The following is a 23,189-nucleotide window of genomic DNA, read 5'->3' as shown; positions in this document are numbered from 1 at the left end:
AGGTAGCCTTTGCCTAACCCCATGCCGCAGGAAAGGCCCAGCCAGATGAAGCACGTCCCAAAGCCGAACACCGACGAAGACCTCATCAAAGCGTTTCTCGACAAGGGCGGAGAGGTGAAGAAGGGCAAGACCAAGCCGATGCCCAGTGATCTCGGGCTCAGCAACAATCAGTGGGGCAACAAGCTGACCAAGGAAGAAAAGGCCGCGGTCAAGGCGCAGGAAGAGGCGGCGAAGAAGCTGAAATAGCCGCCAGGCGGTGCCTCAGATGTCGACCTGATAGACGCCCAATGCCTCGGCCAAGGCGCTCTCTTCGAATTTGAAATGCGAGCGCACTACTGCGACCAGTTGGTCGAATATCGCGCGGGTTTCGGCGAATTGTTCTGAGCTTGGTGCCACAGTCAATCCGTCCGCCGCCGCGCCCAGCCGTTCGAGAAGCGCGTGAACGACCTCATGTTCGGCCCGCAGACGGTCCACGATTGCACGTACGGGTTCAGAGCCGCGCGCGTGCAGCTGCGGGAAAATGCTTTGTTCTTCGATATTGTGGTGCATCGTCAACGCCCAGCATTGTTGTCCGCAGAGCGTCCCGGCGGCGGCGAAGTTCTGCGACATCTGGCTGTGCAGAACGATATGCGCAAGATCAGCCGGAGGCGCATCACCGGCCTCGATACGGGTCATCACCTTTGCGATTTGGGATAGGTCGCTGAGGTAATGGCGGTGGATCGCCGCGAGGTGCCGCCCGGCCTGCCGTTGGGCTTCGGATACCTCGCCCATGTCGGGCAGGGGCGGGCGGGTCTCGGCGTCGATTGTCAGGTCCGACAGGGGGAGGGCACTCACGTCCTCGGCCATGGGTCAGGCCCAGTTGTAGTTGAATGAGACCGAAACGCGGTCTTCTTCGATCATGTTCATTGGCACCTCATGGCGCAGCCAGCTTTCCCAGAGCAGCACGTCGCCCGCGTCGGGTGCGACATAGATGAAGGGGCGCAGCTCTTCGCGAGCGTCCTTCACCCGGCCCGGCGCGGCCATCATCATCGGCAGGCGCGGATCCTCGAAACGGATCGCGCTGGCGCCTTCGGGCATGGTCACATAGGTCGTGCCCGAGATCACGGAGTGGGGGTGAATATGCGAGGTGTGGATGCCGCCTTCGGGCAGGATGTTCAGCCACAGGGAATCGAGCACCAGCTTGCGCGCGCCCAGATCGAAGTCGAGATCCTTGGCAAAGGCGGCCACATGTTTGTCCAGCACCGCGACCAGATCCTTGAAGATCGGAAAGCGGTAGGGCAGGTCATCGAGCGACGCATAAGAGGTGTAGCCCGCATAGCCGTTCTCTTCGCACCAATCCTGCCCGGCCTCATCATCCTCGGCGATCGAGAAACAAGAGGCGGCCAGTTCGTCGGTGTCGATGGGTTTGCCATGGTCCGACAGGGCGGCGTGATAGAGGCGGGTGGCGAAAAGCGATTTGATGTTTGACATAGGCCCTTCTTATGCGGAACATGTTCCTATCGCCAGCGTCTTTCCCGCCTAATTCACAGGCGCCGGGCCATCGGGGGTTGCCATGTGCGACCTCAGCGCGTATTGGCACCTTTCATCATGAACTCCACCAGAATCATGGTCACCCCACAGGGGCCTACTGGTGATGTTGAAAGGAAGAGGCCGTGAAAGCCAGCGAACTGCACGACAAGACGCCGGACCAGCTCCGCGACGAACTTGTGAACCTGAAAAAAGAATCCTTCAACTTGCGTTTTCAGCAGGCCACCGGCCAGTTGGAAAACCCCGCACGTCTGAAGACTGTTAAGCGTGACGTGGCCCGTGTCCACACCGTGCTGAACCAGAAAGCCGCTGCTGCGGCAGCCGAATAATAGGAGCCTGAAACATGCCCAAGCGTATCCTTACAGGCACCGTGACATCGGACGCCAACGCACAAACAGTTTCCGTTTCCGTAGAGCGTCGCTTTACGCATCCGGTTCTGAAAAAGACCATCCGTAAGTCCAAGAAGTACCGGGCTCACGATGAGAACAACACGTTCAAGGTGGGCGACACTGTGCGCATCATCGAATGTGCCCCCAAGTCGAAAACCAAACGTTGGGAAGTTCTGACTTCGGACAAAGCCGAGGCCTGAGCCCCTTAAACGAAACCCTGGGATGAGGGCCGCATCGCCCCCCAGAAGGTCGGGAGAAACCAAATGATCCAGATGCAGACCAACCTGGATGTTGCTGACAACAGCGGCGCGCGCCGTGTTCAGTGCATCAAGGTCCTGGGTGGTTCCAAGCGTAAATACGCATCCGTCGGCGACATCATTGTCGTCTCGGTCAAGGAAGCCATCCCGCGCGGTCGTGTGAAAAAAGGCGACGTCCGTAAGGCCGTTGTCGTTCGCACTGCCAAAGAAGTTCGTCGTGAAGATGGCACCGCCATCCGCTTCGACCGCAACGCTGCTGTTATCCTGAATAACAACAACGAGCCTGTCGGCACCCGTATTTTCGGGCCGGTTGTTCGTGAACTGCGTGCGAAGAACTTCATGAAAATCATCTCGCTCGCTCCGGAGGTGCTGTAATCATGGCTGCTAAACTTCGCAAAGGTGACAAGGTCATCGTCCTGTCCGGCAAGGACAAGGGCAAGACGGGCACCATCTCGTCTGTTGACCCCAAGTCGAACAAGGCCATCGTTGACGGCGTGAAAATCGCCATCCGCGCAACGCGCCAGACACAGACATCTCAGGGCGGCCGCATCCCCAAGGCGATGCCGATCGACCTGAGCAACCTCGCACTGGTGGATGCCAACGGCAAAGCCACGCGCGTAGGTTTCAAAATCGAAGGCGACAAGAAAGTGCGCTTTGCCAAGACCACGGGGGACGTGATCGATGCTTGATACCGCAACCTACACACCCCGCCTTCAGGCCGAATACCGCGAGAAGATCCGCGCCGCCCTGAAAGAGGAATTCGGCTACAAGAACGACATGATGATCCCCAAGCTGGACAAGATCGTTCTGAACATCGGCTGCGGTGCCGAGGCCGTACGTGACAGCAAGAAAGCCAAGTCGGCTCAGGAAGACCTGACCGCGATTGCAGGCCAGAAGGCTCTGACAACCGTGGCCAAGAAATCCATCGCTGGTTTCCGCGTGCGTGAAGACATGCCTTTGGGTGCGAAAGTTACCCTGCGTGGCGACCGCATGTACGAATTCCTTGATCGTCTGATCACGATCGCAATGCCCCGTATCCGTGACTTCCGCGGCATCTCGGGCAAGAGCTTTGACGGCCGTGGCAACTACGCCATGGGCATGAAAGAGCATATCGTGTTCCCCGAAATCGACTTCGACAAAGTTGACGAAACTTGGGGTATGGACATCGTGATCGCCACCACGGCGAAAACCGACGCTGAAGCCAAGGCGCTGTTGAAAGCTTTCAACATGCCCTTCAATTCATAAGCGCGGGAAGGATTAGAAATGGCTAAGAAATCCATGATTGAGCGCGAAAAGAAGCGCGAAGCACTGGTCAAAAAGTACGCTGAGAAGCGCGCGGCTCTGAAAGAGATCGTGAGCGACGAAAGCAAACCGATGGAAGAGCGTTTCCGCGCTTCCCTGAAACTGGCGAAACTGCCGCGCAACAGCTCTGCTGTGCGTCTGCACAACCGTTGCCAGCTGACGGGCCGCCCGCACGCCTACTATCGTAAACTGAAAATTTCGCGGATCGCGCTGCGGGACCTCGGCTCTTCGGGCCAAATCCCCGGCATGGTCAAGTCGAGCTGGTAAGGAGCGCATCAGATGAACGATCCTATCGCAGATATGCTGACACGCATCCGTAACTCTTCGCTGCGCGGCAAATCCACCGTCTCCACACCGGCTTCCAAGCTGCGTGCATGGGTATTGGACGTGCTGGCCGACGAAGGCTACATCCGCGGCTACGAAAAAGTCACGGGCGCCGATGGCCACCCCGCCATCGAGATCAGCCTCAAGTACTACGAAGGCGAACCTGTTATTCGTGAGCTGAAGCGGGTTTCCAAACCCGGTCGTCGCGTCTACATGGCCGTCAATGACATTCCCGTCGTCCGTCAGGGCCTCGGCGTGTCGATTGTCTCCACCTCCAAAGGTGTGATGTCGGACGCATCTGCACGCTCTGCCAATGTTGGCGGCGAAGTGCTCTGCACCGTATTCTAAGGAGAAGACAATGTCTCGTATTGGTAAGAAACCAGTCGCCATGCCTTCGGGCGTCTCGGCATCGGTGAGCGGTCAGACGATCGAAGTGAGGGGCCCCAAGGGCACCCGCAGCTTCCGCGCAACTGACGACGTGACCCTGACGGTCGAAGACGATGCAATCTCTGTGACACCGCGTGGCAAGTCCAAGCGCGCGCGTCAGCAGTGGGGCATGTCCCGCACCATGATTGAAAACCTCGTGACCGGTGTTACCGAGGGCTTCAAGAAGGAGCTGGAAATCCAGGGTGTTGGTTATCGTGCGGCCGTTAATGGCAACACGCTAAAACTGAACCTCGGCCTCAGCCACGATGTTGACTACGTTGCGCCCGAAGGCGTCACCGTGACAGCACCGAAGCAGACCGAAATCGTTGTGGAAGGCATTGACGAACAGCTTGTTGGTCAGGTCGCCGCGAACATCCGCGCATGGCGCAAGCCCGAGCCCTATAAGGGCAAAGGCATCCGCTATAAGGGTGAGTTCGTGTTCCGCAAAGAAGGCAAGAAGAAGTAAGGAACGGAAAGATGGCAAACACCAAAAGACAGCTGTTCCTGAAACGCCGCATGCGCGTTCGGAACAAACTCCGCAAAGTGAACGCCGGGCGTCTCCGCCTGTCGGTACACCGTTCGTCCAAAAACATCTCGGCTCAGCTGATCGACGATGTGAACGGCGTGACACTGGCTTCCGCTTCCTCGATGGAAAAGGATCTGGGCGTTTTCGGCAAGAACAACATCGAAGCAGCGACCAAGGTCGGTGCCGCGATTGCCGAACGTGCCAAGAAAGCCGGCGTCGAAGAAGCATACTTCGACCGTGGCGGCTTCCTCTTCCACGGCAAGGTGAAGGCTCTGGCCGACGCCGCGCGTGAAGGCGGTTTGAAGATCTGATTGTGCGGTGCGTGGGCAACCACGCACCCGCTTTCATATGGAGGCTGTGCCCTGCGCATAGCTTTCCTGCGAAGAGGGCCGGGTTGGCCCTCTCGATGATCCGGGGGCCAAGCGCTCACCAGGATTGATCCTAAGGGCCTCAGGGCCACAGAAAAAGGAAGATGCCAGATGGCAAGAGATGACAACCGTGGGGGCAACCGCCGCAACCAACGCGACGAAACCCCGGAATTCGCTGACCGTCTGGTCGCGATCAACCGCGTGTCCAAGACCGTTAAGGGTGGTAAGCGTTTCGGCTTCGCCGCACTCGTGGTCGTGGGCGATCAGAAAGGCCGCGTGGGCTTTGGTAAGGGTAAAGCGAAAGAAGTACCCGAGGCCATCCGCAAGGCGACTGAGCAAGCCAAGCGTCAGATGATCCGCGTTCAACTGCGCGAAGGCCGCACCCTGCACCACGACATGCATGGTCGCCACGGGGCAGGCCGCGTTATCATGCGTACAGCACCTGAAGGTACCGGTATCATCGCCGGTGGTCCGATGCGTGCTGTGTTCGAGATGCTGGGCGTGAAGGACGTTGTGTCCAAATCGGTCGGTTCGCAGAACCCCTACAACATGATCCGCGCCACTCTGGACGGTCTGAAGAAAGAGCAATCGCCTCGTTCCGTCGCGCAGCGTCGCGGCAAGAAAGTGGCTGACATTCTGCCCAAGCGTGAAGACAACGTAGAGTCCTCCGCACAAGTGGCTGAGGAGGCATAAGCATGGCCAAGACACTCGTAATCAAGCAGGTCGGCTCGCCGATCCGCCGCCCCGCCAAGCAAAAGGCAACTTTGGTTGGCCTGGGTCTGAACAAAATGGGTCGTACCCGTGAGCTGGAAGATACCCCTTCCGTCCGCGGCATGATCAACAAGGTCTCGCATATGGTTGAGATCGTCGAAGAGAAAGGCTGAACTTTGGTTCAGCGGTAGAGTGGGGGACCACTCTACGAAAGCGCCTCGCAGGGAACTGCGGGGCGTTTTGCTATTTGTGGCTTCTGAAGCTTTGTTGGCACTGTGTTCCCTAAAGGCGCAGACGGCTTGAAGCCGGTTTACCTAAGGGGCCCCGTCACCTCATCCGCCGAGCCCAGTTTATTACACTTGTTAATATTTGCTTAACCTTTACCTTCGAATGGCCTCGTAGAATTTGGCGAGGTCGTAAACGTATCGGATAAACAGTGAAAACCTTTTCAGCTTTAGCCCTCATTATCGCGACGATTGGCGTGCCATCCTTCGCCTCGGTGCACACACAAGTCGCCATCCCCTATACGCCCGAACATCCCTCCCATGGGGGCGGATGCCGGAAATCTTCACCGCCCGGTCAATGCTGCCATGCCGGATCAGAGCCATATCACTGCCATTAGAAAAGCGGGCTACACAGACGGGGGAAGGATGGAGCCTCACCTGAGTAGCCCACCCCCCTTGTCACGCCCCCCGCCATCCCCTATACGCCCCCGGTGGCCCATGTTGGGTCGCAATGGAATCGCAACGCCGCGTTTGGCCACTCCCGTCGCTGGGGGCCATTTCCGGCATAAGGAGAAGCGACATGAAACTGCACGAACTTTCCGACAACGAAGGCGCAACCAAGAAGCGTATGCGCGTTGGCCGTGGTCCCGGCTCTGGCAAGGGTAAGATGGGTGGCCGTGGTATCAAGGGTCAAAAATCCCGTTCCGGTGTCAGCATCAACGGCTACGAAGGCGGCCAGATGCCAATCTACCAGCGTCTGCCCAAGCGTGGCTTTAACAAGCCGAACCGCAAGTCTTTCGCTGTTGTGAACCTGGGCCTGATCCAGAAATTCATCGACGCCAAGAAGCTCGACGCCGGCAACACCATCGACGGTGCCGCCCTGATCGCGTCCGGTCTGGTCCGTCGTGAGCTGGACGGTATCCGCGTTCTTGCCAAGGGTGACATCACCTCCAAGATCGACCTGAACGTCGCTGGCGCTTCCAAGTCCGCCATTGAGGCGGTGGAGAAGGCAGGCGGCAAGGTGACCGTGACCGCCCCCAAGGCGGCCGAGGCATCCGAGTAAAGCGGCCTTAAGGCTTGTGAGCGGCGCGTTAGCCGCTTACATATCCTCAAGTTTTCCCGAACGCCGCCCGCCGGAAAACGGCCCGGGCGGCGTTTTCGCAACAAAAGAAGAGACCCCTCATGGTATCTGCCGTCGAAAACATGGCCGCGAACACGAGCTGGGCCGCATTGGGCAAGGCAACAGACCTGCGCAATCGGATCCTGTTCACACTCGGGCTGCTTATCGTTTACCGCCTTGGCACCTTTATCCCGGTGCCCGGCATCGACGGCGGCGCACTGCGTGACTTTATGGAGAGCGCAGGTCAAGGCATCGGCGGCATGGTGTCGATGTTCACCGGCGGCGCGCTTGGCCGGATGGGTATCTTCGCTCTGGGTATCATGCCCTATATTTCGGCCTCGATCATCGTTCAGTTGCTGACCTCCATGGTCCCGGCGCTGGAGCAGTTGAAAAAAGAGGGCGAACAGGGGCGCAAGAAGATCAACCAGTACACGCGCTACGGCACCGTGGCGCTGGCGACCCTGCAGTCCTACGGTCTTGCGGTCAGCCTTCAGGCTGGTGACATCGTGGCCGATGGGCAGATGGGCTTTAGCTTCATCGCCGCCTGTATGATTACCCTCGTCGGCGGCACCATGTTCCTGATGTGGCTGGGTGAGCAGATCACCGCACGCGGCATCGGCAACGGCATCTCGCTGATCATCTTCGTCGGCATCATCGCCGAGGTTCCCGCCGCCATCGCGCAGTTCTTCGCTTCGGGCCGCTCCGGTGCCATCAGCCCTGCGGTGATCGTGGGTGTGCTGGTCATGGTGATTGCGACGATCATGTTCGTGGTCTTCATGGAGCGCGCGCTGCGGAAAATACACATCCAATACCCCCGCCGTCAGGTCGGGATGAAGATGTATGACGGCGGCACCAGCCACCTGCCGGTAAAAGTGAACCCGGCGGGCGTGATCCCGGCGATCTTTGCTTCGTCTTTGCTGCTGCTGCCGGTCACCGTCAGCACGTTTTCGGGCAATTCCACCAGCCCGGTGATGTCCTGGCTTCTGGCGAACTTTGGCCCTGGCCAGCCGCTTTACCTGCTGTTCTTCGTGGCGATGATCGTCTTCTTTGCCTATTTCTATACTTTCAACGTCAGCTTCAAACCTGATGACGTGGCCGACAACCTGAAGAACCAAAACGGCTTTGTCCCCGGCATCCGCCCCGGCAAGCGCACCTCCGAGTATCTGGAGTATGTGGTCAACCGCATCCTCGTTCTCGGCTCGGCCTATCTGGCGGCGGTCTGTGTTCTGCCCGAGATTCTGCGCGGCCAGTTCGCCATTCCCTTCTACTTCGGTGGCACCTCAGTGCTGATCGTCGTTTCGGTCACCATGGATACGATCCAACAGGTTCAGAGCCATCTGCTGGCGCACCAGTATGAAGGTCTGCTTGAGAAGTCTCAGCTGCGCGGCAAAGGCGCGGGCAAAGGCAAAGGTACACGCAAGAAACGGAGCCCCGTACGTCGATGAATATTATCCTACTCGGGCCTCCGGGCGCAGGCAAAGGCACCCAAGCACGTCATCTGGTCGAGACCCGCAACATGGTTCAACTGTCCACCGGCGACATGCTGCGTGAGGCCAAGGACAGCGGTACGGAAATGGGGAAGATTGTCGCCGATGTCATGGACCGCGGCGCGCTGGTTACTGATGAGATCGTCATCGGCCTGATCCGCGAAAAGCTTACCGACAAAGCCGAGCATGGCGGCTTTATTTTTGACGGTTTCCCCCGCACGCTGGCGCAGGCCGATGCGCTGGCCGATTTGATGCAGCAAGAGGGCCAGACCCTCGACGCCGTAATCGAGATGAAGGTCGACGATGAGGCGCTGGTCGCCCGCATCACCGCACGCTCGACCTGTGCGTCCTGCGGCGAGGTCTACAACGACCTGACCAAGCCGATCCCCGAAGACGGGAAATGCAGCAACTGCGGCGGGATCGAGTTCAAGCGCCGCGCGGACGACAATGAGGAAAGCCTCAAAACCCGTCTGATGGCGTACTACAAACAGACCTCTCCGCTGATTGGCTATTACTATGCCAAAGAGATGCTCAGCGGTGTAAATGGTCTGGGCCAGATCGAAGAAGTCCGCGGCGCGATTGCGCAGATTCTCGACAAGTGATTGCCCGGTGGTGCGGGCAGGGGCGACGCCGCCTTTCGCGCCGCGCCGCCGATCCTACGGGAGTTTTGTGCAAGGCTTGACGCCCTGCGCAAAACCTCATAGTCACCCCTATCTCGCAAGAGAATCAAATTGCGGCAAGGGTTCCGCCCAGCCCCGCAAGATCACCTGATCAGCCTCAGCCCGATGGCCCAAACGCCTCGGGCTTGTGTTGTGAAAAAAGGGTCTGGAACGACGGACCCGCAACGAAAAGGAATAGCTAACGTGGCACGTATTGCCGGCGTAAACATCCCGACTGCAAAGCGGGTTCCAATCGCCCTCACCTATATCACCGGTATTGGCACCTCCTCCGCCAAAGCCATCTGCGAAGCCGTTGGCATCGACGCGACCCGTCGCGTTAACGAACTGTCCGACGCCGAAGTTCTGGCCGTGCGTGAGCACATCGACGCCAACTACACCGTCGAAGGCGACCTGCGTCGTGACACGCAGATGAACATCAAGCGTCTGATGGACCTTGGTTGCTACCGTGGCCTGCGCCATCGTCGTAACCTGCCCGTCCGTGGTCAGCGTACCCACACCAATGCTCGCACCCGCAAAGGCCCCGCTAAGGCCATTGCTGGCAAGAAGAAATAAGGGAGGGTCTGATCAATGGCACGCGATAAGACAAAGACCAAGCGTAAGGTCTCCAAGAACATCGCCGCAGGCGTGGCGCATGTGAACTCGAGCTTTAACAACACCAAGATCCTGATCTCGGATGTTCAAGGCAACGCAATTTCCTGGTCCTCCGCTGGCACCATGGGCTTCAAAGGGTCGCGTAAATCGACACCCTATGCCGCTCAGATGGCCGCAGAAGATGCTGGCCGCAAGGCGCAGGATCACGGCGTCAAGACGCTGGAAGTTGAAGTTCAGGGCCCTGGTTCGGGTCGTGAATCCGCGCTCCGCGCTCTGGCGGCTGCCGGTTTCAACATCACGTCGATCCGTGATGTGACCCCGATGGCCCACAACGGCTGCCGCCCGCCCAAACGCCGCCGCGTTTAAGCCGGGACTGTTTTACATGGGGTCGCGCCTTGCGTGCGGCCCCATACCGCTTTTCAGAAACCTCGAGCGTTTGTGTCATTTGGACATGAGGCACAAACAAGGATGGAGGGACGCATGATCCACAAAAATTGGGCTGAATTGATCAAGCCGCAACAGCTTGACGTCAAGCCGGGCAATGACCCTGCACGTCAGGCGACCGTCATGGCCGAACCGCTGGAGCGGGGCTTTGGCCTGACCCTCGGCAACGCGCTGCGCCGCGTGCTGATGTCCTCGCTGCAGGGCGCGGCGATCACATCTGTGCAGATTGACAACGTACTGCACGAGTTTTCCTCCGTCGCCGGTGTGCGCGAAGACGTGACCGACATCATCCTGAACCTCAAGGGCGTCAGCCTGCGCATGGAAGTCGAAGGCCCCAAGCGCCTGTCGATCTCTGCCAAAGGTCCGGGCGTTGTCACTGCCGGTGACATCTCCGAATCCGCTGGTATCGAGATTCTGAACCGCGAGCACGTGATCTGCCACCTCGACGATGGTGCGGATGTCTACATGGAGCTGACCGTCAACACCGGCAAGGGCTATGTCTCTGCCGACAAGAACAAGCCGGAAGACGCGCCCATCGGTCTGATCCCGATCGACGCGATCTATTCGCCGGTCAAGAAGGTCTCCTATGACGTGCAGCCCACCCGTGAGGGCCAGGTGCTGGATTACGATAAGCTGACCATGAAAGTGGAAACAGACGGTTCCATCACGCCGGATGACGCCGTGGCCTTTGCCGCGCGCATCCTGCAAGACCAGCTGGGCATCTTCGTCAACTTCGACGAGCCGGAATCGGCGTCCCGTCAGGACGACGACGATGGTCTTGAGTTCAACCCGCTGCTGCTCAAGAAAGTCGACGAGTTGGAACTGTCTGTACGTTCGGCGAACTGCCTGAAGAACGACAACATCGTCTATATCGGCGACCTGATCCAGAAGACCGAAGCCGAAATGCTCCGCACGCCGAACTTTGGCCGCAAGTCTTTGAACGAGATCAAGGAAGTGCTGTCGGGCATGGGTCTGCACCTTGGCATGGATGTCGAAGACTGGCCGCCAGAGAACATCGAAGACCTCGCCAAGAAGTTCGAGGATTCGTTCTAAGACACACGGACCCGGAAACTTTCAAAGTTTCCGGGCCGATTTCTTCAAAAGAAATCGGGCACCGTTACGACCGGGTGCAAGCCCCAAGGAGAGCCCGTGACACGCATCGCGGGCCAGACAAAGCAAAACCGCCCGTAGAGGGCTTCACGACTGGAGTAAGACAATGCGTCACGCACGTGGATACCGCCGCCTGAACCGTACACATGAACACCGCAAAGCGCTGTTCTCGAACATGGCAGGCTCGCTCATCGAGCATGAGCAAATCAAAACAACCTTGCCGAAAGCCAAGGAACTCAAGCCGATCATCGAAAAGATGATCACGCTGGCCAAACGCGGCGACCTGCACGCCCGCCGTCAGGCCGCGTCGAAGCTGAAAGAAGACCAGTATGTCGCGAAACTGTTCGACATCCTCGGCCCGCGCTACAAAGACCGCCAAGGTGGTTACGTTCGCGTTCTGAAAGCTGGCTTCCGCTATGGTGACATGGCGCCGATGGCGATCATCGAATTCGTCGACCGCGACCGCGACGCCAAAGGCGCCGCAGACAAAGCGCGTCTGGCCGAAGAAGACGCCGCAGAATAAGATTTCGCAGATTGCGGAATGGAAAGCCCTGCCATTTGGCGGGGCTTTTTCGTTGTCGCGGCAGAGATTTCAAGATCATTCCGAAATGGGAGTTGCGCCAGCCGGGGCGGCTGCGCATATCTGACGACATGAGATATTTGCTGATGATCCTGACGCTGTTTGCCGCCCCCCTAGCGGCGCAGCAGGTGCCCAGTTCCGCCGCGCAGATTCAGTTGAGTTTCGTGCCACTGGTCAAGCAGGCGACCCCCGCAGTGGTCAACATCTACGCCCGCATCCTGACCAAGCCACAGCGCACGCCGCTTCAGGCCGATCCGTTTTTCGAACGATTCTTTCGGGATCCCTTCTCAGAGCGGCCCCGCGTGCAGAATTCGCTCGGCTCTGGGGTGATTCTGTCGGCGGATGGCATCGTGGTGTCGAACTATCATGTGGTGGGCACGGCGACTGATATCCGTGTGGTCTTGAATGACCGGCGCGAGTTCAGTGCCCATGTGCTTTTGGGGGATGCGGAGAGCGATCTGGCGATTCTCAAGCTGGAAAGCGCGGCGGACCTGCCGTTTCTTGAGTTGCGCGATAGCGATGCGGTGGAGGTGGGTGAGCTTGCCTTGGCCATCGGCAATCCCTTCGGCGTGGGGCAGACAGTGTCGAGCGGGATCGTCTCGGGCCTTGCGCGGTCGGGGGCGGCGGATAATGGCGGGCAGGGCTATTTCATTCAAACCGATGCGCCGATCAACCCCGGCAACTCGGGTGGGGCGCTGATTGACATGGCGGGGCGGCTTATCGGGGTGAACACCTCGATCCTGACGCGCTCGGGCGGCAGCAACGGCATCGGCTTTGCGATCCCCGCTGATCTGGTCGCAGCCTTTGTCGCGCAGGCCCGCGCGGGGGAGGTGGCGTTCAGCCGCCCTTGGGCGGGGTTGGCCGGGCAACCGGTGGATGCAGATATGGCCGGGCCGCTGGGGTTGGATCGACCGGGCGGGATCATCGTGTCGGGGCTGCATCCCTCCAGCCCTTTCAACGCGGCGGGGCTGCGGGTGGGTGATGTCATCGTCAGCGTCGATGACCAGGCGGTTAATACGCCGTCAGAGATGATCTACCGCATGTCGGTCGCCGGGCTCGGTCATTCCGCGCGCGTGGGCGTCAGGCGCGATGGCGTTTTGCAAGAGATGACGGTGGCGCTGATCGCCGCCCCGGATGAACCGGACCGGGCCGAGGTCACGCTGGGCACCCGGAGCCTTTTGCCCGGGTTGCGCGCTGCGCGAATCAATCCGGCGGTGATTTCTGAACTGAACCTGCCGTTGGAAAGCAGTGGCGTCGTCGTCATGGATGCAGGCCGCTATGGCCCGCGCGTTGGGCTGCGGGATGGTGATGTGATCCTTTCGGTGAATGGGGTAGAGGTGGCAGAGACGCACAGTCTGGCCGCTCTGCTGTCGGGCGAAGTGCGGCGCATTCAGATGGTCATTCAGCGCGGCGACCGGCGTGTCGCTCTGCGGTTCAGGGGGTAGCGTGGCGGATCTATTTGGTGACGGCGACGCAGCGGCGGAGGCCGGGCACCGCCCCTTGGCGGACCGGTTGCGGCCGCGCGCGCTGTCCGAGGTGATTGGGCAAGAGAAAGTGCTGGGCCCCGATGCGCCGCTGTCGGTGATGTTGGCCGCGGGCGCGCTGTCTTCGCTGATCTTCTGGGGCCCGCCCGGCGTTGGCAAGACCACCATCGCGCGGCTTCTGGCGGATGAGACCGATCTGCATTTCGTGCAGATCAGCGCGATTTTCTCGGGCGTGCCGGAACTGCGCAAGGTTTTCGACGCGGCCAAGATGCGGCGGCGGCAGGGGCAGGGGACGCTTTTGTTTGTCGACGAAATCCACCGTTTCAACAAGGCGCAGCAGGATGGGTTCTTGCCGCATATGGAGGATGGCACGATCCTTCTGGTCGGTGCCACCACCGAGAACCCGAGTTTCGAATTGAACGCCGCTGTGCTGTCCCGCGCGCAAGTGCTGGTGTTGGAACGCCTGCCGCTCACCGATCTGGAGCGATTGGCGCAACGGGCCGAGCGCGAGTTGGGCAAGCCCCTGCCGTTGCAGCCCGAGGCGCGCGAGGCGCTTTTGGAGATGGCCGATGGCGACGGGCGGGCGCTGCTCAACCTGATCGAGCAGGTCACGGCGTGGAAGGGCGATGCGCCGCTCGACAAGGCGGGGCTGTCGAAACGGCTCATGCGGCGGGCCGCGCAATACGACAAATCGGGGGATTCGCATTACAACTTGATTTCATATTTAACTCTATAGACCAAAGCAAAAAAATACCCAAACCAGCGTTTTGAGGGTCGTTTCGACGACGGGGTATATTTTTACGGCAAAATGTAATATTGAATGGTGAATTAACTACCTGCCCACAGCCTGCAGATCATCATCAGGAGCAGTATGAGCGGATTTGAGGTTGTCACTTGCGAAGTCGAACACCAAGGCATGGTGAGAACCGTCAAGATGATCCGAGACGGTGATACGCTCGCACCCTACTTCCCTGCGTCTATCTGGCTCATGAATGAATACTACCGGAAGCCGAGAGGCTATGATCAACTGGCTCACCAAGTCGCAAATTTCCTGAACTTTGCCAAAAGCAAAGGGATAGAGCCTCTCCAAGTCGATGCGTTCTTTCTCGAAGCATACTTAGACAAACATCTCTTTCAAGAGAAGCGATTAGAAGCGACTACCGTTGAACACTATCACGGGTTCATCGCAAAGTTCTATAGGGCGATGGAGCATCTGGGGTTCATTGAGAAGGCTATAGAGGTATCGGAATACATAAATCATAGTCTGCAAGAGGAAGTGAATCTGGCGGCCGGAACAAAGAATTCACTCGATCCGTTTGGCCTTTACGCGAAATACCTTTCCTATAAAGACTTCGAAACCCTCTCTGGTTACGTTGTTAAAAAGAACGCGAGGCTAAGAAGGCGAGATGAACTCATACTTCGTGTAGCCTACGAGACCGGTTGCCGCGGCGCTGAAATTGTTGATCCCGACAACTTCAGTATTCCAAGAATTAGGAGTGAGCTGAAGAAAGCTGAAAGCAGCCAGAGAAACGAATTTTTGTACGCAATCATTGGTAAGGGGCGGGGTTCCGGAAAGGTACGGAAGATTGCTTTCCCAACTGCCTTGGCGAAGGATATCCTCCGCTATGTTAATACCTTTCATGTGTCGGGCGATATTGCGTTTGGGTCGGCGCGCGACAGAAGATTAAGCACGTCATATCCGTCAAAAATTTATAAGTCTTGCAAGGACGCCATACTATTGAATGGGAATGCGAACACTCCCAATCTCGATATGTGGATACGGCATAGCCGGACACGGACATTCCACGGATTGAGACATACCTACGCGACTAACCTTGCAAATAGGCTTCGCGCTTTGAACGAAAACTATGAGCAGCTTAGAGAGAGGTTAGGGCATGAAAGTCTCGACACCACGAATATATACATCAACTTCGAAATCCTTCTCCATGGCAACGCCGAAGAACAGAATGCCAAAATGGTCGATCAAACATCTGATGCCAGCCAAGTCCGCTACTTGACGGAGGAGTTTGAATGACTAATCGATCTTCATTTGCGGAAGCGCGTTTAATTCGTGGAGGCCTTACTGAAGAAGAGAGCGACTATGCTGCAGAATACCGTAGCAACGTCCAGAATGTACCAGGCACATTGAAGGGGGTGGCACGGATTGGTGTAGATAGCCTCGGCGTGGTTCAAGAGGTTGGCGTCCCTGCCCAACTACGATGCCACCGATATATCGGGCCGATGATTGCAGTCATAAATTCCCCAGAATCGGGCATCACAGCTTCCCGTGTGCCAAGTTATAAAAGAGCATTTGAATATATAGTGAAGGTAGCGGTCAGCGGTGAAGAATCAGACAGGCGTTATTTTGGAAGAGCGCTACTCAAGCGTTTAAAGTCTGAGTTGACATCAGAATACAGCATTAAGGCAAGCATGGACGACGCCAAGAGGCTGTTCAATAAAGCCGCCGATAAGAGCGATGATCTAAAAGTGAAGCGCGAGATCAGAACCCTTATCGGGGGGAAGGGGGCAAAAGCCCTCGATAGCGGCTATTGGCCAAACCTAAGAGCGGTAGAAAGATACCCGACCAGGTCTCTCGAAGATGTATTCGGCGATAGTCTTAACTATACGAATGAGCAGTACATCGATGCTGTTACTGATTATGCATCTGCGTTTATCCGAAAATGGTCAGATGTTCGAAAGCGACTTCGGAACGAACATCCAGAGCTATATGCTAAGATCTGTGATGCGGTGACGCGGATCGGCGTGGAACGGCTCAAGAAGATTGAAAGAACACAAGCGTACTCACCCAGAGTTCTGAAATGGGAGAATGAGTGGTTCGAAATCTTGGGTATTAACATCGAGATTCTGGTGGCTATGGATGATGCGTTTCTCAATGCAATCGCAATGTCCCAATGGCGGAAGTCAATACATTTCGAACGTTTTTCATCCGCAGTGAATTTGGCCAAAAATGGAGCGAAGGGTTTCGCAGACCAGCTTTTAAAAGTCACTGCGTCATGTTCATACCCGAAATCTCAATGGTCTATTTGGGAAAATGGAGGGAAGAATTTCTCCATTATGTCCAGATTAATGCTTTCACTTCTCGACTTCTTAGGCCCCAGTTTGGAAGAAGAGACGTGCCTTGTCTGGCTGTTGGCATCACGAAGAATTCAGTTGTCTAACACGGTTCGCCTCAAACGGGCGCAAATTGATGAAGATGCGACAGGAATTTGGATTAGAAGCTTCAAGGGGCGGAGTGGTAAGGCCGAGAACGTTTGTATTAAGAAGAATACTAGGATGGGTCGAGCGCTTAAAGCATATCTGTGGGACTATGATCAGCGCCCATTGGGGAATGTCGTTTCTGAAGCGATGATATCACCCTATAAACCGCAGACTGCCCGTTTTAGCTCCACCTGGAATTTCTATCATTTGGCTTTCTCCGATCACTCGGAAGGGCTGATCGAGTACGGTTTGTCAGACGCAAACTTAATTGTAGTTAAACAGATATACTTAAGCGTCGTTCAAGTCAAACGTCAGAATGGCAGAGCGTTTAATTTTGGTGACGTCGAAAGGCGTACGGCTAAAGCGCTGCTTCCTTCGGCAATTGCTCAGTCGCATGTATATGCGGAAGAAGCAAAACGAGGAGGATTCATTAAATCCACTACGCTGCTGAAGTCCTATTACAGTGAAGATCCAGATGAACTCTCACGACAAGCGCAGAATGAATTTCATACATTGAAGACCCGTGAGGAAATCTATCGGGCGCGGTCGAGAGATAAAGTGAAGCTGAGGAAGGGCAGGGCGTTTGCCGCCGCCGTGTCAGAGGAAATGGCCAGTATTTCACATGATATTATTGGTGAATGGGAGGAGAGAACAAGCCCGTTTTCAGTTTCTGCTTTAGTGGATTTTATAGGCTTGCGGGGAAGTAGTCTCGAAGCTCCTCCCGAAACAATCCTAGCGGCCGCCAAGGCAGAGAAATTTATTGTCGAAAAAAGCGGTTTGATTAAAAAGGATGGAATGATTTATCTCTTCGATTCCGGTCTCACGGCTCGCATGATGATGGAAGAGGTGCGCCATATCGAGGGAGAGTTAGAGGGTCTTTTTGCCACCCAAGACCTCGACAAGGCTATCAATGCGTGGGCAAAGCTTAACTTTCTTGAGTTGCTCCTGAAGCGCTTCAGTGCTGTCAGTCTGAAAGATGCATCTGAAAAATATGGGCATTTGGAACGCAGGATACCACATGCACCGATATCGGAAGGGGGGAACTCATGGATCGTGGAATGATAGATGCTGCTAGTTCGTCTGACGGTGCTCCTCTCATTGACTCTTCTTGTTACGCCAAGAACCCAGGTAAGTATTTCGACGATATTTGGTTTATTCATCACGTCGATTCAGGCGAGGTAGTGAAAATTGACTTTAGGAGTCGTTTCGGGGAGCTTCGAAGCTGGCAGCAGCTGGTCGCAAAGAATATTGTGTTCTTGCGTTGTGAAGGGGTGGATAATGGCTTTGCGACTGTGCAGAGTCCCAGAAGCATGAGTTCTACCTATGGTAACATTGCCTCAGTATTTCATTTCATGAACAGTAAGTTTCAGGGGCGACTGCTAGCTGATCTCAGTGAGAGTGAACTTATAGAGCTCGTGATACACAATATCGATGGTTCGATTGCTCGGGGGCCCACGGTGTTCAGTAGAATTCGTCTACTTGCGTGGATGTATGATCTGCGGTACGCGGAGCACCGTTTGGTGCCTGAGCAGTACTTACCGGCGTCTAATCTAAGTGGGCGTTGGGAAGACCTTTGCTCAGTATGGGTGAGAGATGCCGGCGAAAGCTACGCAGATTGGCGGGCTGGCGGAAGTTTTTCGATCGTTCCTTTCGAAATTGCTTTGGCTGTCCTAGGTTATTGTTTCCAGCTGATAAAATCGGATGAGACCAAATACGTCCTCGCGTGGTTTCAAACGGAACGAAGGCTTCGCGAAGAGGGAAGGCTTCCTAGTTGGAAGACCGCTGGCCAATTTTTCTCAAATTTTGGTGAACGGAGCACATGCTATGGCAGCCGATTAAAGGCTTGGTCTGTAGATCAAGTGTTCTTCGAGGAGCTTTGCAAGTGTTACCCGAACGTGAAGTCGAGAGATCAGCTTCCCCTTCCATCAATCCCATTCGCGATTGGCACACATTCAATTAAGAGTTCAATTACCCGAAAGGGGGACCATCTTCTTACAGCATGTTATTTGGCGATTCTTATTTTGACTGGTATCCGACATAGTGAAGCGAGCGGAATGGCACGCGACGCGTTCGAGAAAAAGGGGGCGGACTATATCTTCGCGTCGAACATCGAAAAAACCAACCATGGGGTCGTTACGGATCGGCATGTTTCGGCTGCTGTCGCCGATTTTATCGATGTCCTGGATGGTCTAGGTGGCGTCGGCTTGACCTGCGAGAGGAGGAAAGAGCTTTTCTCCTACTTTAGGTATAGTTTCAACTCGCAGAACCAGCCGGTATACTCTCTGAATAAAAACGCTATTAACGTTACGATGCAGGTTAATTCCTTCTACGAGATTTTTCTTGAGGGACAGGGTGATGATGTCCGTAACTATTGCCCGCACGTAACAGCTCATGGATTCCGCCATGCTTGGGCCGAGTTTGCCATGCGCCGTTTCGATGGAAATATTATGCCACTTATCCGCGATCATTACCGGCACCATTTCGGGTCGAAAATGACTGGAGTCTACACGCATAATAAGGTCGAGCTGTCGGAGTATCAGCACCTTGGTAGGCGCCAGATTTTTGAACTCGTCAGTCGATACGTAGATGGTGCTGCCACCCTCCATGGGCAGCTGGGTGAATTCCTCACGAGGCAAGCGGACAATATTGGTTTAGTCGAGATGCACGATAAGAGTGCGCGTGATGCAACCATTAGGCAGATTATAGAAGAGCATGTTGGCGAGCCGATTGTCACCCCTCATGAATATGGTTTATGTGTTTTGACTGAGAACACAAAACAACTCGCGAATTGCCGTGACGAAGCGGGTATTCCAAGAACCCAAACGGCTGATGTAGATAGCTGCGTAGGGTGTGTAAATAGTTGCATAATAAAACAAACTGACAACAAGGATGATCCTCACTTCCTGACATTAAAACGACGTCTTGCGACCTACCGAGCGGAGGCTCAGGAATGGCAAGGCAATGATCTGATCGGCCCACTGTTCGTTGATGGCGCTCAAAAGACTCTTAGGGCTCTGGAGGCTCTGGTGAGAAAAATGGAGAAGGTGGATGTCTGACCTTGAAATGGAAGATTTTGATCTCGATTTCTCTCCTCAGCTGCCTGACAAAGCTCGCCCGCCTCTCTGGTATTATGATGCTGATGTTGCGCAAAGCTACAAAAGCATTGTGGATGTCGCACTCGTAGCGTTCGAGAAGAAGCTGGCATTCACCCGGGGATTGAAGCCCGGACGCACAGTCAAAATCAAGGAGTGGAAATTGGTCGCCGCAACTCTCAACAAAGCAGCGGGGCTCAACGAGGGACACCTCAGAAATAAGGATCGGCGAGATGTTCTGCGCACTGTAGAGTTCATAGGGTCGCTGAACACGCGCTTGGAGGCCGCGATCAAGGCCCGGAGTTTGAGCAACGCTAGGCCCTCAGCAACTGAGAGAAAGGCCGCCTACTCCGCCCTGCTTGAAAAGTATCGTAAGCTCGAGCAGATAAAGCTTTCGGAGTATGCCAAAGCGGCGTTCGAGCAAAACATGGCCGATCGCCTAGCGTCCCAGAACCATTCCTATGTTTCGCTATTCCAACAGAACAATCGTCTTCTCGAAAATAACGCCAAGTTGGATGAGGATGTAGAGCGACTACAAGGGAAGCTTGTTGAAGCATACGAAGAGATCAGCAGGCTTAAAGATCAGTTGAGGACCAAGTTCCAGATGAAGGTGGCGGAATAATGTCCAGCGGTCGGCAATTAGGGAGCGAGAACTTTGCTCGCTTCGTTGCATGGGTCTCTGAGCGGGAAGCGCGGGGTGATCATGCGGACTATATTCGTCGGGGTAAGCTAAACCGCAAGGAGGTTGCCACTGAGCTTGGCTTCAACAGACGTTCATTTGGACAGAACCCCGCCATCAAACAACTCGTCGAAGAACTCGACGTTCGATGGGGTTCGCAACATCCAGCCCTATCCAAATCCATCGCTGAGGAAAGCGCCGCGAGGGAAAGAGCCAATGATCGAATGAAGCGCACAGCGACGTCGAATTCGAAGCTGTTGCAGCGGATCGCAAGCTTGCAAGAGGAGAACCGACAATTGCGCCGTGAACTCGAAGAGGTGAAGCATTTCAAGTCGGCGAGAGATGCCTTCTTGGAGACGACGAAAGACTTCCGCTGACCCATGCTCATCCAGGTATCGAAGAGGCGTCGAAATGGCTCTGTCAGCGCCATGCGCATCGCAGCTGATGGCAGCGTCATACACGTGGCGAATAGCCTCTCTGTTTCGCTGCCAGAAGCCTGCAAGGATGCTGCCAAGGTTGGTTCCTTGTGGGAAGTCGACGGGCCGACGGCACAGACAACGTTCACGGCCGGCGGATACACAATCATCGAGGATCATCTCGAAGCCCATACAGCTCGGTTCGTAAAGCCAAACACTCGCTTGCTGGAAACGTGGCTCCAGAGAAACGTGAAGGGCATTGGGGAGGTCAAGGCTGGTCGCCTGGCCCGCAATCCTCGCTTGATCGAGATCATCGAGGAACGGGACATTAGCTCGCTTTTGGAGGCTGGGGTTCCGAGTCGGTCCATCGGCCCACTGCTACTGGAATTCCCAAGCGATGCCTACATGGCAGCTATCAACTGGCTTGCTGATCACCATCTGCCGGTAAAGCTGGCTGAAACGCTTTCGGCGGTTTGGCGTGAGAAAACCATCGCGATGTTGAAGGAGAACCCGTTTCGGCTGCTGAACTTCGACGTCCCATTCGAGCTGTGCTGCAAGATTGCAAAGGGGTTGGGCTTTGCCTCGGATCACCCGAAATACCAAGCTGCGTTGGCAGCTGATCTCATTTCGCAATATTGTCGCGCTACGTCATCGACTTTGATGCTACGGCCTGCGTTCGAGAAGAAATGCAGAGAGATGGGTGTCGACTTCAATGTCGTCCTGCGGCACGCGATGGAACAGGAACTCATCGGCTATATCCGTGGCGAGGACGGCTTTCAACTTGAAGGGGAATTTCTGCTTGAGGCCCTTACGGGGCAGAGGCTGCGTGATGCAATCCTTCGACCGCCGGGCGCGGGCAGCAGCGCGGCGGATTGGGAGTGCAATCTAACCGTTGAGGCGGTTAAGGAGCGATTGCGCGAATTTGAGCAGACCATTCAATTCAGGCTCACGGATGAGCAAAGGCGTGCGGTGTTGCTTGCGTCAAGTATGAACGTGTTCGCGCTATCGGGCGGAGCAGGGACGGGCAAGACGACAATCCTTCAGGCTATCGTGACGGTGTTGGAGAGGGTCTCCTTTGGTGTTGATATCTTCCAGGTCGCGTTGTCAGGGCGGGCTGCACAAAGGATGGTTGAAGCCACTGGTAGACCTGCTTCGACAATTGCTAAGTTCTGTGCGGACATGGCAAGGAAGAAGCAGGACCAGCGTCCCGACCATTGCATCGTTGTGATCGATGAAGCCAGTATGGTCGATCTATATTCCATGCACGCCCTTCTGCTACACCTACCTGCTGCCACGCGTTTTATCTTCGTAGGTGACGTGGACCAATTGCCGCCCGTCGGGGGCGGCCTGTTGTTTCATAACATTATGAAATCGACCTTCCCGGCCGTCGAACTAACTGAGGTGAAACGCCAAGGAGCCGAGAGCGGAATTCATCGGTTTGCAACGGCGGTGAGGCATCAACACGGGTGCATAGCTTTGCCTGACTATCAGGAGGGAGTGGAAATTGATTGCGCTGTCCTACGACGCGTCGACCCAGATGAAATTGGTCAGTTGTTCCAGGTTCACGGGGGGGCTGAACGGTGCGCAATTCTAACCTCGATGCAAGCTGGCGAAGCTGGTGTCGGAAACCTGAACATGGGCATGCAACGCCGGCTGGGCTTCAACCGTCCTGTAGTTCGTCTAGTCCATGAGGACGGCGTCTATGACTACGTAAATTTCACAGGCAGCAAGTTCTACCTGAACGATCCAATCCTCATAACAAAGAACGACTACGACATTGGCGTTAGAAATGGCGATCTCGGCACCATCGTGGAGATCTTCGATGAACAAACCGAGGACGGGCACCTTGGCTGCGTTAAGATCGGCGGCCGGATGTTCGATCTAAATGCAGACCTGTTGGACAAGATGAGCCTCGGTTACGCTATGACCATCCATAAGGCGCAGGGGTCGCAGTGGGAGAACGTAATCCTCGTCTTGAACAGAAGGGCAACGCACATGCTGGATAAGACGCTGCTCTACACGGGCGCGACACGCGCACAGAAGAAACTAATTGTTTGCAGTGAGGATATGGGCCTGGTCCAGCAAGCGGTGGATCGAGGCTCAATCGCCCTCCAGCGAAAGACTAACCTTTTACAGCACCTGGACGCGGACTTCTAAGGTGGCCCGAATTCGATGCACGTTTGTCGCGAACCTCGAACGAAGACCTGATGTGCCTTTGATTGGGGAAATGAAT

At 55.9% G+C, this 23,189-nt stretch carries 28 protein-coding genes and 1 pseudogene; 27 read left to right on the top strand and 2 right to left on the bottom strand.

Going from position 1 to position 23,189, the window contains the following annotated elements; all coding sequences use genetic code 11:
• The first annotated feature begins 45 nt into the window (after window positions 1-45).
• Entirely contained in the window at window positions 46-246 is a 201-nt protein-coding gene (locus O4H31_RS15435) for a hypothetical protein (protein ID WP_067625860.1), read from the top strand.
• A gap of 15 nt (window positions 247-261) precedes the next feature.
• Here the strand turns inward: O4H31_RS15435 and O4H31_RS15430 are convergent, their stop codons facing one another.
• Complete coding sequence (locus O4H31_RS15430) at window positions 262-846, bottom strand: hemerythrin domain-containing protein (protein WP_269347149.1); 585 nt, start codon at window positions 844-846, stop codon at window positions 262-264.
• A gap of 3 nt (window positions 847-849) precedes the next feature.
• Window positions 850-1,470 carry a TIGR02466 family protein gene (locus tag O4H31_RS15425; protein WP_269347147.1) on the bottom strand — a complete coding sequence of 207 codons (621 nt, stop codon included), beginning with the start codon at window positions 1,468-1,470 and terminating at the stop codon, window positions 850-852.
• 182 nt (window positions 1,471-1,652) lie between these two features.
• On the opposite strand from O4H31_RS15425, the gene rpmC reads away from it, so the two are divergent.
• From rpmC to O4H31_RS15295, 26 genes and pseudogenes are all read left to right on the top strand, one after another.
• Complete coding sequence (gene rpmC / locus O4H31_RS15420; RefSeq protein WP_007118846.1) at window positions 1,653-1,856, top strand: 50S ribosomal protein L29; 204 nt, start codon at window positions 1,653-1,655, stop codon at window positions 1,854-1,856.
• A gap of 14 nt (window positions 1,857-1,870) precedes the next feature.
• Window positions 1,871-2,116 (top strand): 30S ribosomal protein S17, encoded by a 246-nt coding sequence (rpsQ, locus tag O4H31_RS15415; protein WP_067267977.1) that lies wholly within the window; start codon window positions 1,871-1,873, stop codon window positions 2,114-2,116.
• A 63-nt stretch (window positions 2,117-2,179) separates the two neighbouring features.
• Window positions 2,180-2,548 carry a 50S ribosomal protein L14 gene (gene rplN / locus O4H31_RS15410; protein WP_005621870.1) on the top strand — a complete coding sequence of 123 codons (369 nt, stop codon included), beginning with the start codon at window positions 2,180-2,182 and terminating at the stop codon, window positions 2,546-2,548.
• A 2-nt stretch (window positions 2,549-2,550) separates the two neighbouring features.
• On the top strand, window positions 2,551-2,862 hold the full coding sequence (gene rplX, locus O4H31_RS15405) for a 50S ribosomal protein L24 (protein WP_067267981.1): 312 nt from the start codon (window positions 2,551-2,553) through the stop codon (window positions 2,860-2,862).
• Window positions 2,855-3,418 carry a 50S ribosomal protein L5 gene (gene rplE / locus O4H31_RS15400; protein ID WP_067622246.1) on the top strand — a complete coding sequence of 188 codons (564 nt, stop codon included), beginning with the start codon at window positions 2,855-2,857 and terminating at the stop codon, window positions 3,416-3,418. The genes rplX and rplE overlap by 8 nt, the downstream gene beginning before the upstream one ends.
• A gap of 18 nt (window positions 3,419-3,436) precedes the next feature.
• Window positions 3,437-3,742 carry a 30S ribosomal protein S14 gene (rpsN, locus tag O4H31_RS15395; protein WP_007118851.1) on the top strand — a complete coding sequence of 102 codons (306 nt, stop codon included), beginning with the start codon at window positions 3,437-3,439 and terminating at the stop codon, window positions 3,740-3,742.
• 12 nt (window positions 3,743-3,754) lie between these two features.
• Window positions 3,755-4,147: a 30S ribosomal protein S8 gene (rpsH, locus tag O4H31_RS15390; protein ID WP_067622243.1), complete on the top strand. Its 393-nt coding sequence runs from the start codon at window positions 3,755-3,757 to the stop codon at window positions 4,145-4,147.
• 10 nt (window positions 4,148-4,157) lie between these two features.
• The gene (rplF, locus tag O4H31_RS15385; protein WP_269347100.1) at window positions 4,158-4,691 is read left to right on the top strand and encodes a 50S ribosomal protein L6; all 534 of its coding nucleotides are present in this window, start codon (window positions 4,158-4,160) and stop codon (window positions 4,689-4,691) included.
• An 11-nt stretch (window positions 4,692-4,702) separates the two neighbouring features.
• The gene (rplR, locus tag O4H31_RS15380; protein WP_067622237.1) at window positions 4,703-5,062 is read left to right on the top strand and encodes a 50S ribosomal protein L18; all 360 of its coding nucleotides are present in this window, start codon (window positions 4,703-4,705) and stop codon (window positions 5,060-5,062) included.
• 168 nt (window positions 5,063-5,230) lie between these two features.
• A complete protein-coding gene (gene rpsE / locus O4H31_RS15375) occupies window positions 5,231-5,812 on the top strand; it encodes a 30S ribosomal protein S5 (RefSeq protein WP_067267992.1) in 582 nt (193 codons plus the stop codon).
• Between the two features lie 2 nt (window positions 5,813-5,814).
• The gene (gene rpmD, locus O4H31_RS15370; protein ID WP_007118856.1) at window positions 5,815-6,003 is read left to right on the top strand and encodes a 50S ribosomal protein L30; all 189 of its coding nucleotides are present in this window, start codon (window positions 5,815-5,817) and stop codon (window positions 6,001-6,003) included.
• A gap of 631 nt (window positions 6,004-6,634) precedes the next feature.
• A complete protein-coding gene (gene rplO, locus O4H31_RS15365; protein ID WP_067622231.1) occupies window positions 6,635-7,117 on the top strand; it encodes a 50S ribosomal protein L15 in 483 nt (160 codons plus the stop codon).
• Window positions 7,118-7,236: 119 nt separating this feature from the next.
• Window positions 7,237-8,619, top strand: a complete 1,383-nt coding sequence (secY, locus tag O4H31_RS15360; RefSeq protein ID WP_120351861.1) for a preprotein translocase subunit SecY — start codon at window positions 7,237-7,239, stop codon at window positions 8,617-8,619.
• The gene (locus O4H31_RS15355; RefSeq protein WP_269347095.1) at window positions 8,616-9,263 is read left to right on the top strand and encodes an adenylate kinase; all 648 of its coding nucleotides are present in this window, start codon (window positions 8,616-8,618) and stop codon (window positions 9,261-9,263) included. The genes secY and O4H31_RS15355 overlap by 4 nt, the downstream gene beginning before the upstream one ends.
• Before the next feature lie 261 nt (window positions 9,264-9,524).
• Window positions 9,525-9,893 (top strand): 30S ribosomal protein S13, encoded by a 369-nt coding sequence (gene rpsM / locus O4H31_RS15350; protein ID WP_007118860.1) that lies wholly within the window; start codon window positions 9,525-9,527, stop codon window positions 9,891-9,893.
• 15 nt (window positions 9,894-9,908) lie between these two features.
• A complete protein-coding gene (rpsK, locus tag O4H31_RS15345) occupies window positions 9,909-10,298 on the top strand; it encodes a 30S ribosomal protein S11 (RefSeq protein ID WP_067622222.1) in 390 nt (129 codons plus the stop codon).
• Between the two features lie 114 nt (window positions 10,299-10,412).
• Window positions 10,413-11,429 (top strand): DNA-directed RNA polymerase subunit alpha, encoded by a 1,017-nt coding sequence (locus O4H31_RS15340; RefSeq protein WP_007118862.1) that lies wholly within the window; start codon window positions 10,413-10,415, stop codon window positions 11,427-11,429.
• Between the two features lie 163 nt (window positions 11,430-11,592).
• A complete protein-coding gene (gene rplQ / locus O4H31_RS15335; RefSeq protein ID WP_007118863.1) occupies window positions 11,593-12,009 on the top strand; it encodes a 50S ribosomal protein L17 in 417 nt (138 codons plus the stop codon).
• A gap of 128 nt (window positions 12,010-12,137) precedes the next feature.
• On the top strand, window positions 12,138-13,511 hold the full coding sequence (locus O4H31_RS15330) for a trypsin-like peptidase domain-containing protein (protein WP_269347088.1): 1,374 nt from the start codon (window positions 12,138-12,140) through the stop codon (window positions 13,509-13,511).
• Window position 13,512: 1 nt separating this feature from the next.
• A pseudogene (locus O4H31_RS15325) lies at window positions 13,513-14,277 on the top strand (AAA family ATPase); the annotation flags it as partial.
• A gap of 144 nt (window positions 14,278-14,421) precedes the next feature.
• Window positions 14,422-15,585 (top strand): tyrosine-type recombinase/integrase, encoded by a 1,164-nt coding sequence (locus O4H31_RS15320; RefSeq protein ID WP_093737972.1) that lies wholly within the window; start codon window positions 14,422-14,424, stop codon window positions 15,583-15,585.
• On the top strand, window positions 15,582-17,831 hold the full coding sequence (locus O4H31_RS15315; RefSeq protein ID WP_139186604.1) for a hypothetical protein: 2,250 nt from the start codon (window positions 15,582-15,584) through the stop codon (window positions 17,829-17,831). The genes O4H31_RS15320 and O4H31_RS15315 overlap by 4 nt, the downstream gene beginning before the upstream one ends.
• Window positions 17,816-19,825 (top strand): hypothetical protein, encoded by a 2,010-nt coding sequence (locus O4H31_RS15310; RefSeq protein WP_093737968.1) that lies wholly within the window; start codon window positions 17,816-17,818, stop codon window positions 19,823-19,825. Before O4H31_RS15315 ends, O4H31_RS15310 begins: the two co-directional genes overlap by 16 nt.
• Entirely contained in the window at window positions 19,818-20,483 is a 666-nt protein-coding gene (locus tag O4H31_RS15305) for a hypothetical protein (RefSeq protein ID WP_093737966.1), read from the top strand. The genes O4H31_RS15310 and O4H31_RS15305 overlap by 8 nt, the downstream gene beginning before the upstream one ends.
• Entirely contained in the window at window positions 20,483-20,917 is a 435-nt protein-coding gene (locus tag O4H31_RS15300; protein ID WP_093737964.1) for a hypothetical protein, read from the top strand. The genes O4H31_RS15305 and O4H31_RS15300 overlap by 1 nt, the downstream gene beginning before the upstream one ends.
• A gap of 3 nt (window positions 20,918-20,920) precedes the next feature.
• Entirely contained in the window at window positions 20,921-23,113 is a 2,193-nt protein-coding gene (locus tag O4H31_RS15295) for an AAA family ATPase (RefSeq protein WP_093737962.1), read from the top strand.
• Window positions 23,114-23,189 lie beyond the last annotated feature (76 nt).

The sequence above is a fragment of the Sulfitobacter dubius genome (assembly GCF_027214245.1).
In the GTDB taxonomy this organism is placed as follows: domain Bacteria; phylum Pseudomonadota; class Alphaproteobacteria; order Rhodobacterales; family Rhodobacteraceae; genus Sulfitobacter; species Sulfitobacter dubius_A.
This window is presented reverse-complemented; position numbering and strand designations above follow the sequence as displayed.

Bases quoted from the DNA above. Each gene is read 5' to 3' on its own strand.
- O4H31_RS15435 (WP_067625860.1), top strand. From the start codon at position 46: ATGAAGCACGTCCCAAAGCCGAACACCGACGAAGACCTCATCAAAGCG.
- O4H31_RS15430 (WP_269347149.1), bottom strand. From the start codon at position 846: ATGGCCGAGGACGTGAGTGCCCTCCCCCTGTCGGACCTGACAATCGAC.
- O4H31_RS15425 (WP_269347147.1), bottom strand. From the start codon at position 1,470: ATGTCAAACATCAAATCGCTTTTCGCCACCCGCCTCTATCACGCCGCC.
- rpsQ (WP_067267977.1), top strand. From the start codon at position 1,871: ATGCCCAAGCGTATCCTTACAGGCACCGTGACATCGGACGCCAACGCA.
- rplN (WP_005621870.1), top strand. From the start codon at position 2,180: ATGATCCAGATGCAGACCAACCTGGATGTTGCTGACAACAGCGGCGCG.
- rplX (WP_067267981.1), top strand. From the start codon at position 2,551: ATGGCTGCTAAACTTCGCAAAGGTGACAAGGTCATCGTCCTGTCCGGC.
- rplE (WP_067622246.1), top strand. From the start codon at position 2,855: ATGCTTGATACCGCAACCTACACACCCCGCCTTCAGGCCGAATACCGC.
- rpsN (WP_007118851.1), top strand. From the start codon at position 3,437: ATGGCTAAGAAATCCATGATTGAGCGCGAAAAGAAGCGCGAAGCACTG.
- rpsH (WP_067622243.1), top strand. From the start codon at position 3,755: ATGAACGATCCTATCGCAGATATGCTGACACGCATCCGTAACTCTTCG.
- rplF (WP_269347100.1), top strand. From the start codon at position 4,158: ATGTCTCGTATTGGTAAGAAACCAGTCGCCATGCCTTCGGGCGTCTCG.
- rplR (WP_067622237.1), top strand. From the start codon at position 4,703: ATGGCAAACACCAAAAGACAGCTGTTCCTGAAACGCCGCATGCGCGTT.
- rpsE (WP_067267992.1), top strand. From the start codon at position 5,231: ATGGCAAGAGATGACAACCGTGGGGGCAACCGCCGCAACCAACGCGAC.
- rpmD (WP_007118856.1), top strand. From the start codon at position 5,815: ATGGCCAAGACACTCGTAATCAAGCAGGTCGGCTCGCCGATCCGCCGC.
- rplO (WP_067622231.1), top strand. From the start codon at position 6,635: ATGAAACTGCACGAACTTTCCGACAACGAAGGCGCAACCAAGAAGCGT.
- secY (WP_120351861.1), top strand. From the start codon at position 7,237: ATGGTATCTGCCGTCGAAAACATGGCCGCGAACACGAGCTGGGCCGCA.
- O4H31_RS15355 (WP_269347095.1), top strand. From the start codon at position 8,616: ATGAATATTATCCTACTCGGGCCTCCGGGCGCAGGCAAAGGCACCCAA.
- rpsK (WP_067622222.1), top strand. From the start codon at position 9,909: ATGGCACGCGATAAGACAAAGACCAAGCGTAAGGTCTCCAAGAACATC.
- O4H31_RS15340 (WP_007118862.1), top strand. From the start codon at position 10,413: ATGATCCACAAAAATTGGGCTGAATTGATCAAGCCGCAACAGCTTGAC.
- rplQ (WP_007118863.1), top strand. From the start codon at position 11,593: ATGCGTCACGCACGTGGATACCGCCGCCTGAACCGTACACATGAACAC.
- O4H31_RS15330 (WP_269347088.1), top strand. From the start codon at position 12,138: ATGAGATATTTGCTGATGATCCTGACGCTGTTTGCCGCCCCCCTAGCG.
- O4H31_RS15320 (WP_093737972.1), top strand. From the start codon at position 14,422: ATGAGCGGATTTGAGGTTGTCACTTGCGAAGTCGAACACCAAGGCATG.
- O4H31_RS15315 (WP_139186604.1), top strand. From the start codon at position 15,582: ATGACTAATCGATCTTCATTTGCGGAAGCGCGTTTAATTCGTGGAGGC.
- O4H31_RS15310 (WP_093737968.1), top strand. From the start codon at position 17,816: ATGGATCGTGGAATGATAGATGCTGCTAGTTCGTCTGACGGTGCTCCT.
- O4H31_RS15305 (WP_093737966.1), top strand. From the start codon at position 19,818: ATGTCTGACCTTGAAATGGAAGATTTTGATCTCGATTTCTCTCCTCAG.
- O4H31_RS15300 (WP_093737964.1), top strand. From the start codon at position 20,483: ATGTCCAGCGGTCGGCAATTAGGGAGCGAGAACTTTGCTCGCTTCGTT.
- O4H31_RS15295 (WP_093737962.1), top strand. From the start codon at position 20,921: ATGCTCATCCAGGTATCGAAGAGGCGTCGAAATGGCTCTGTCAGCGCC.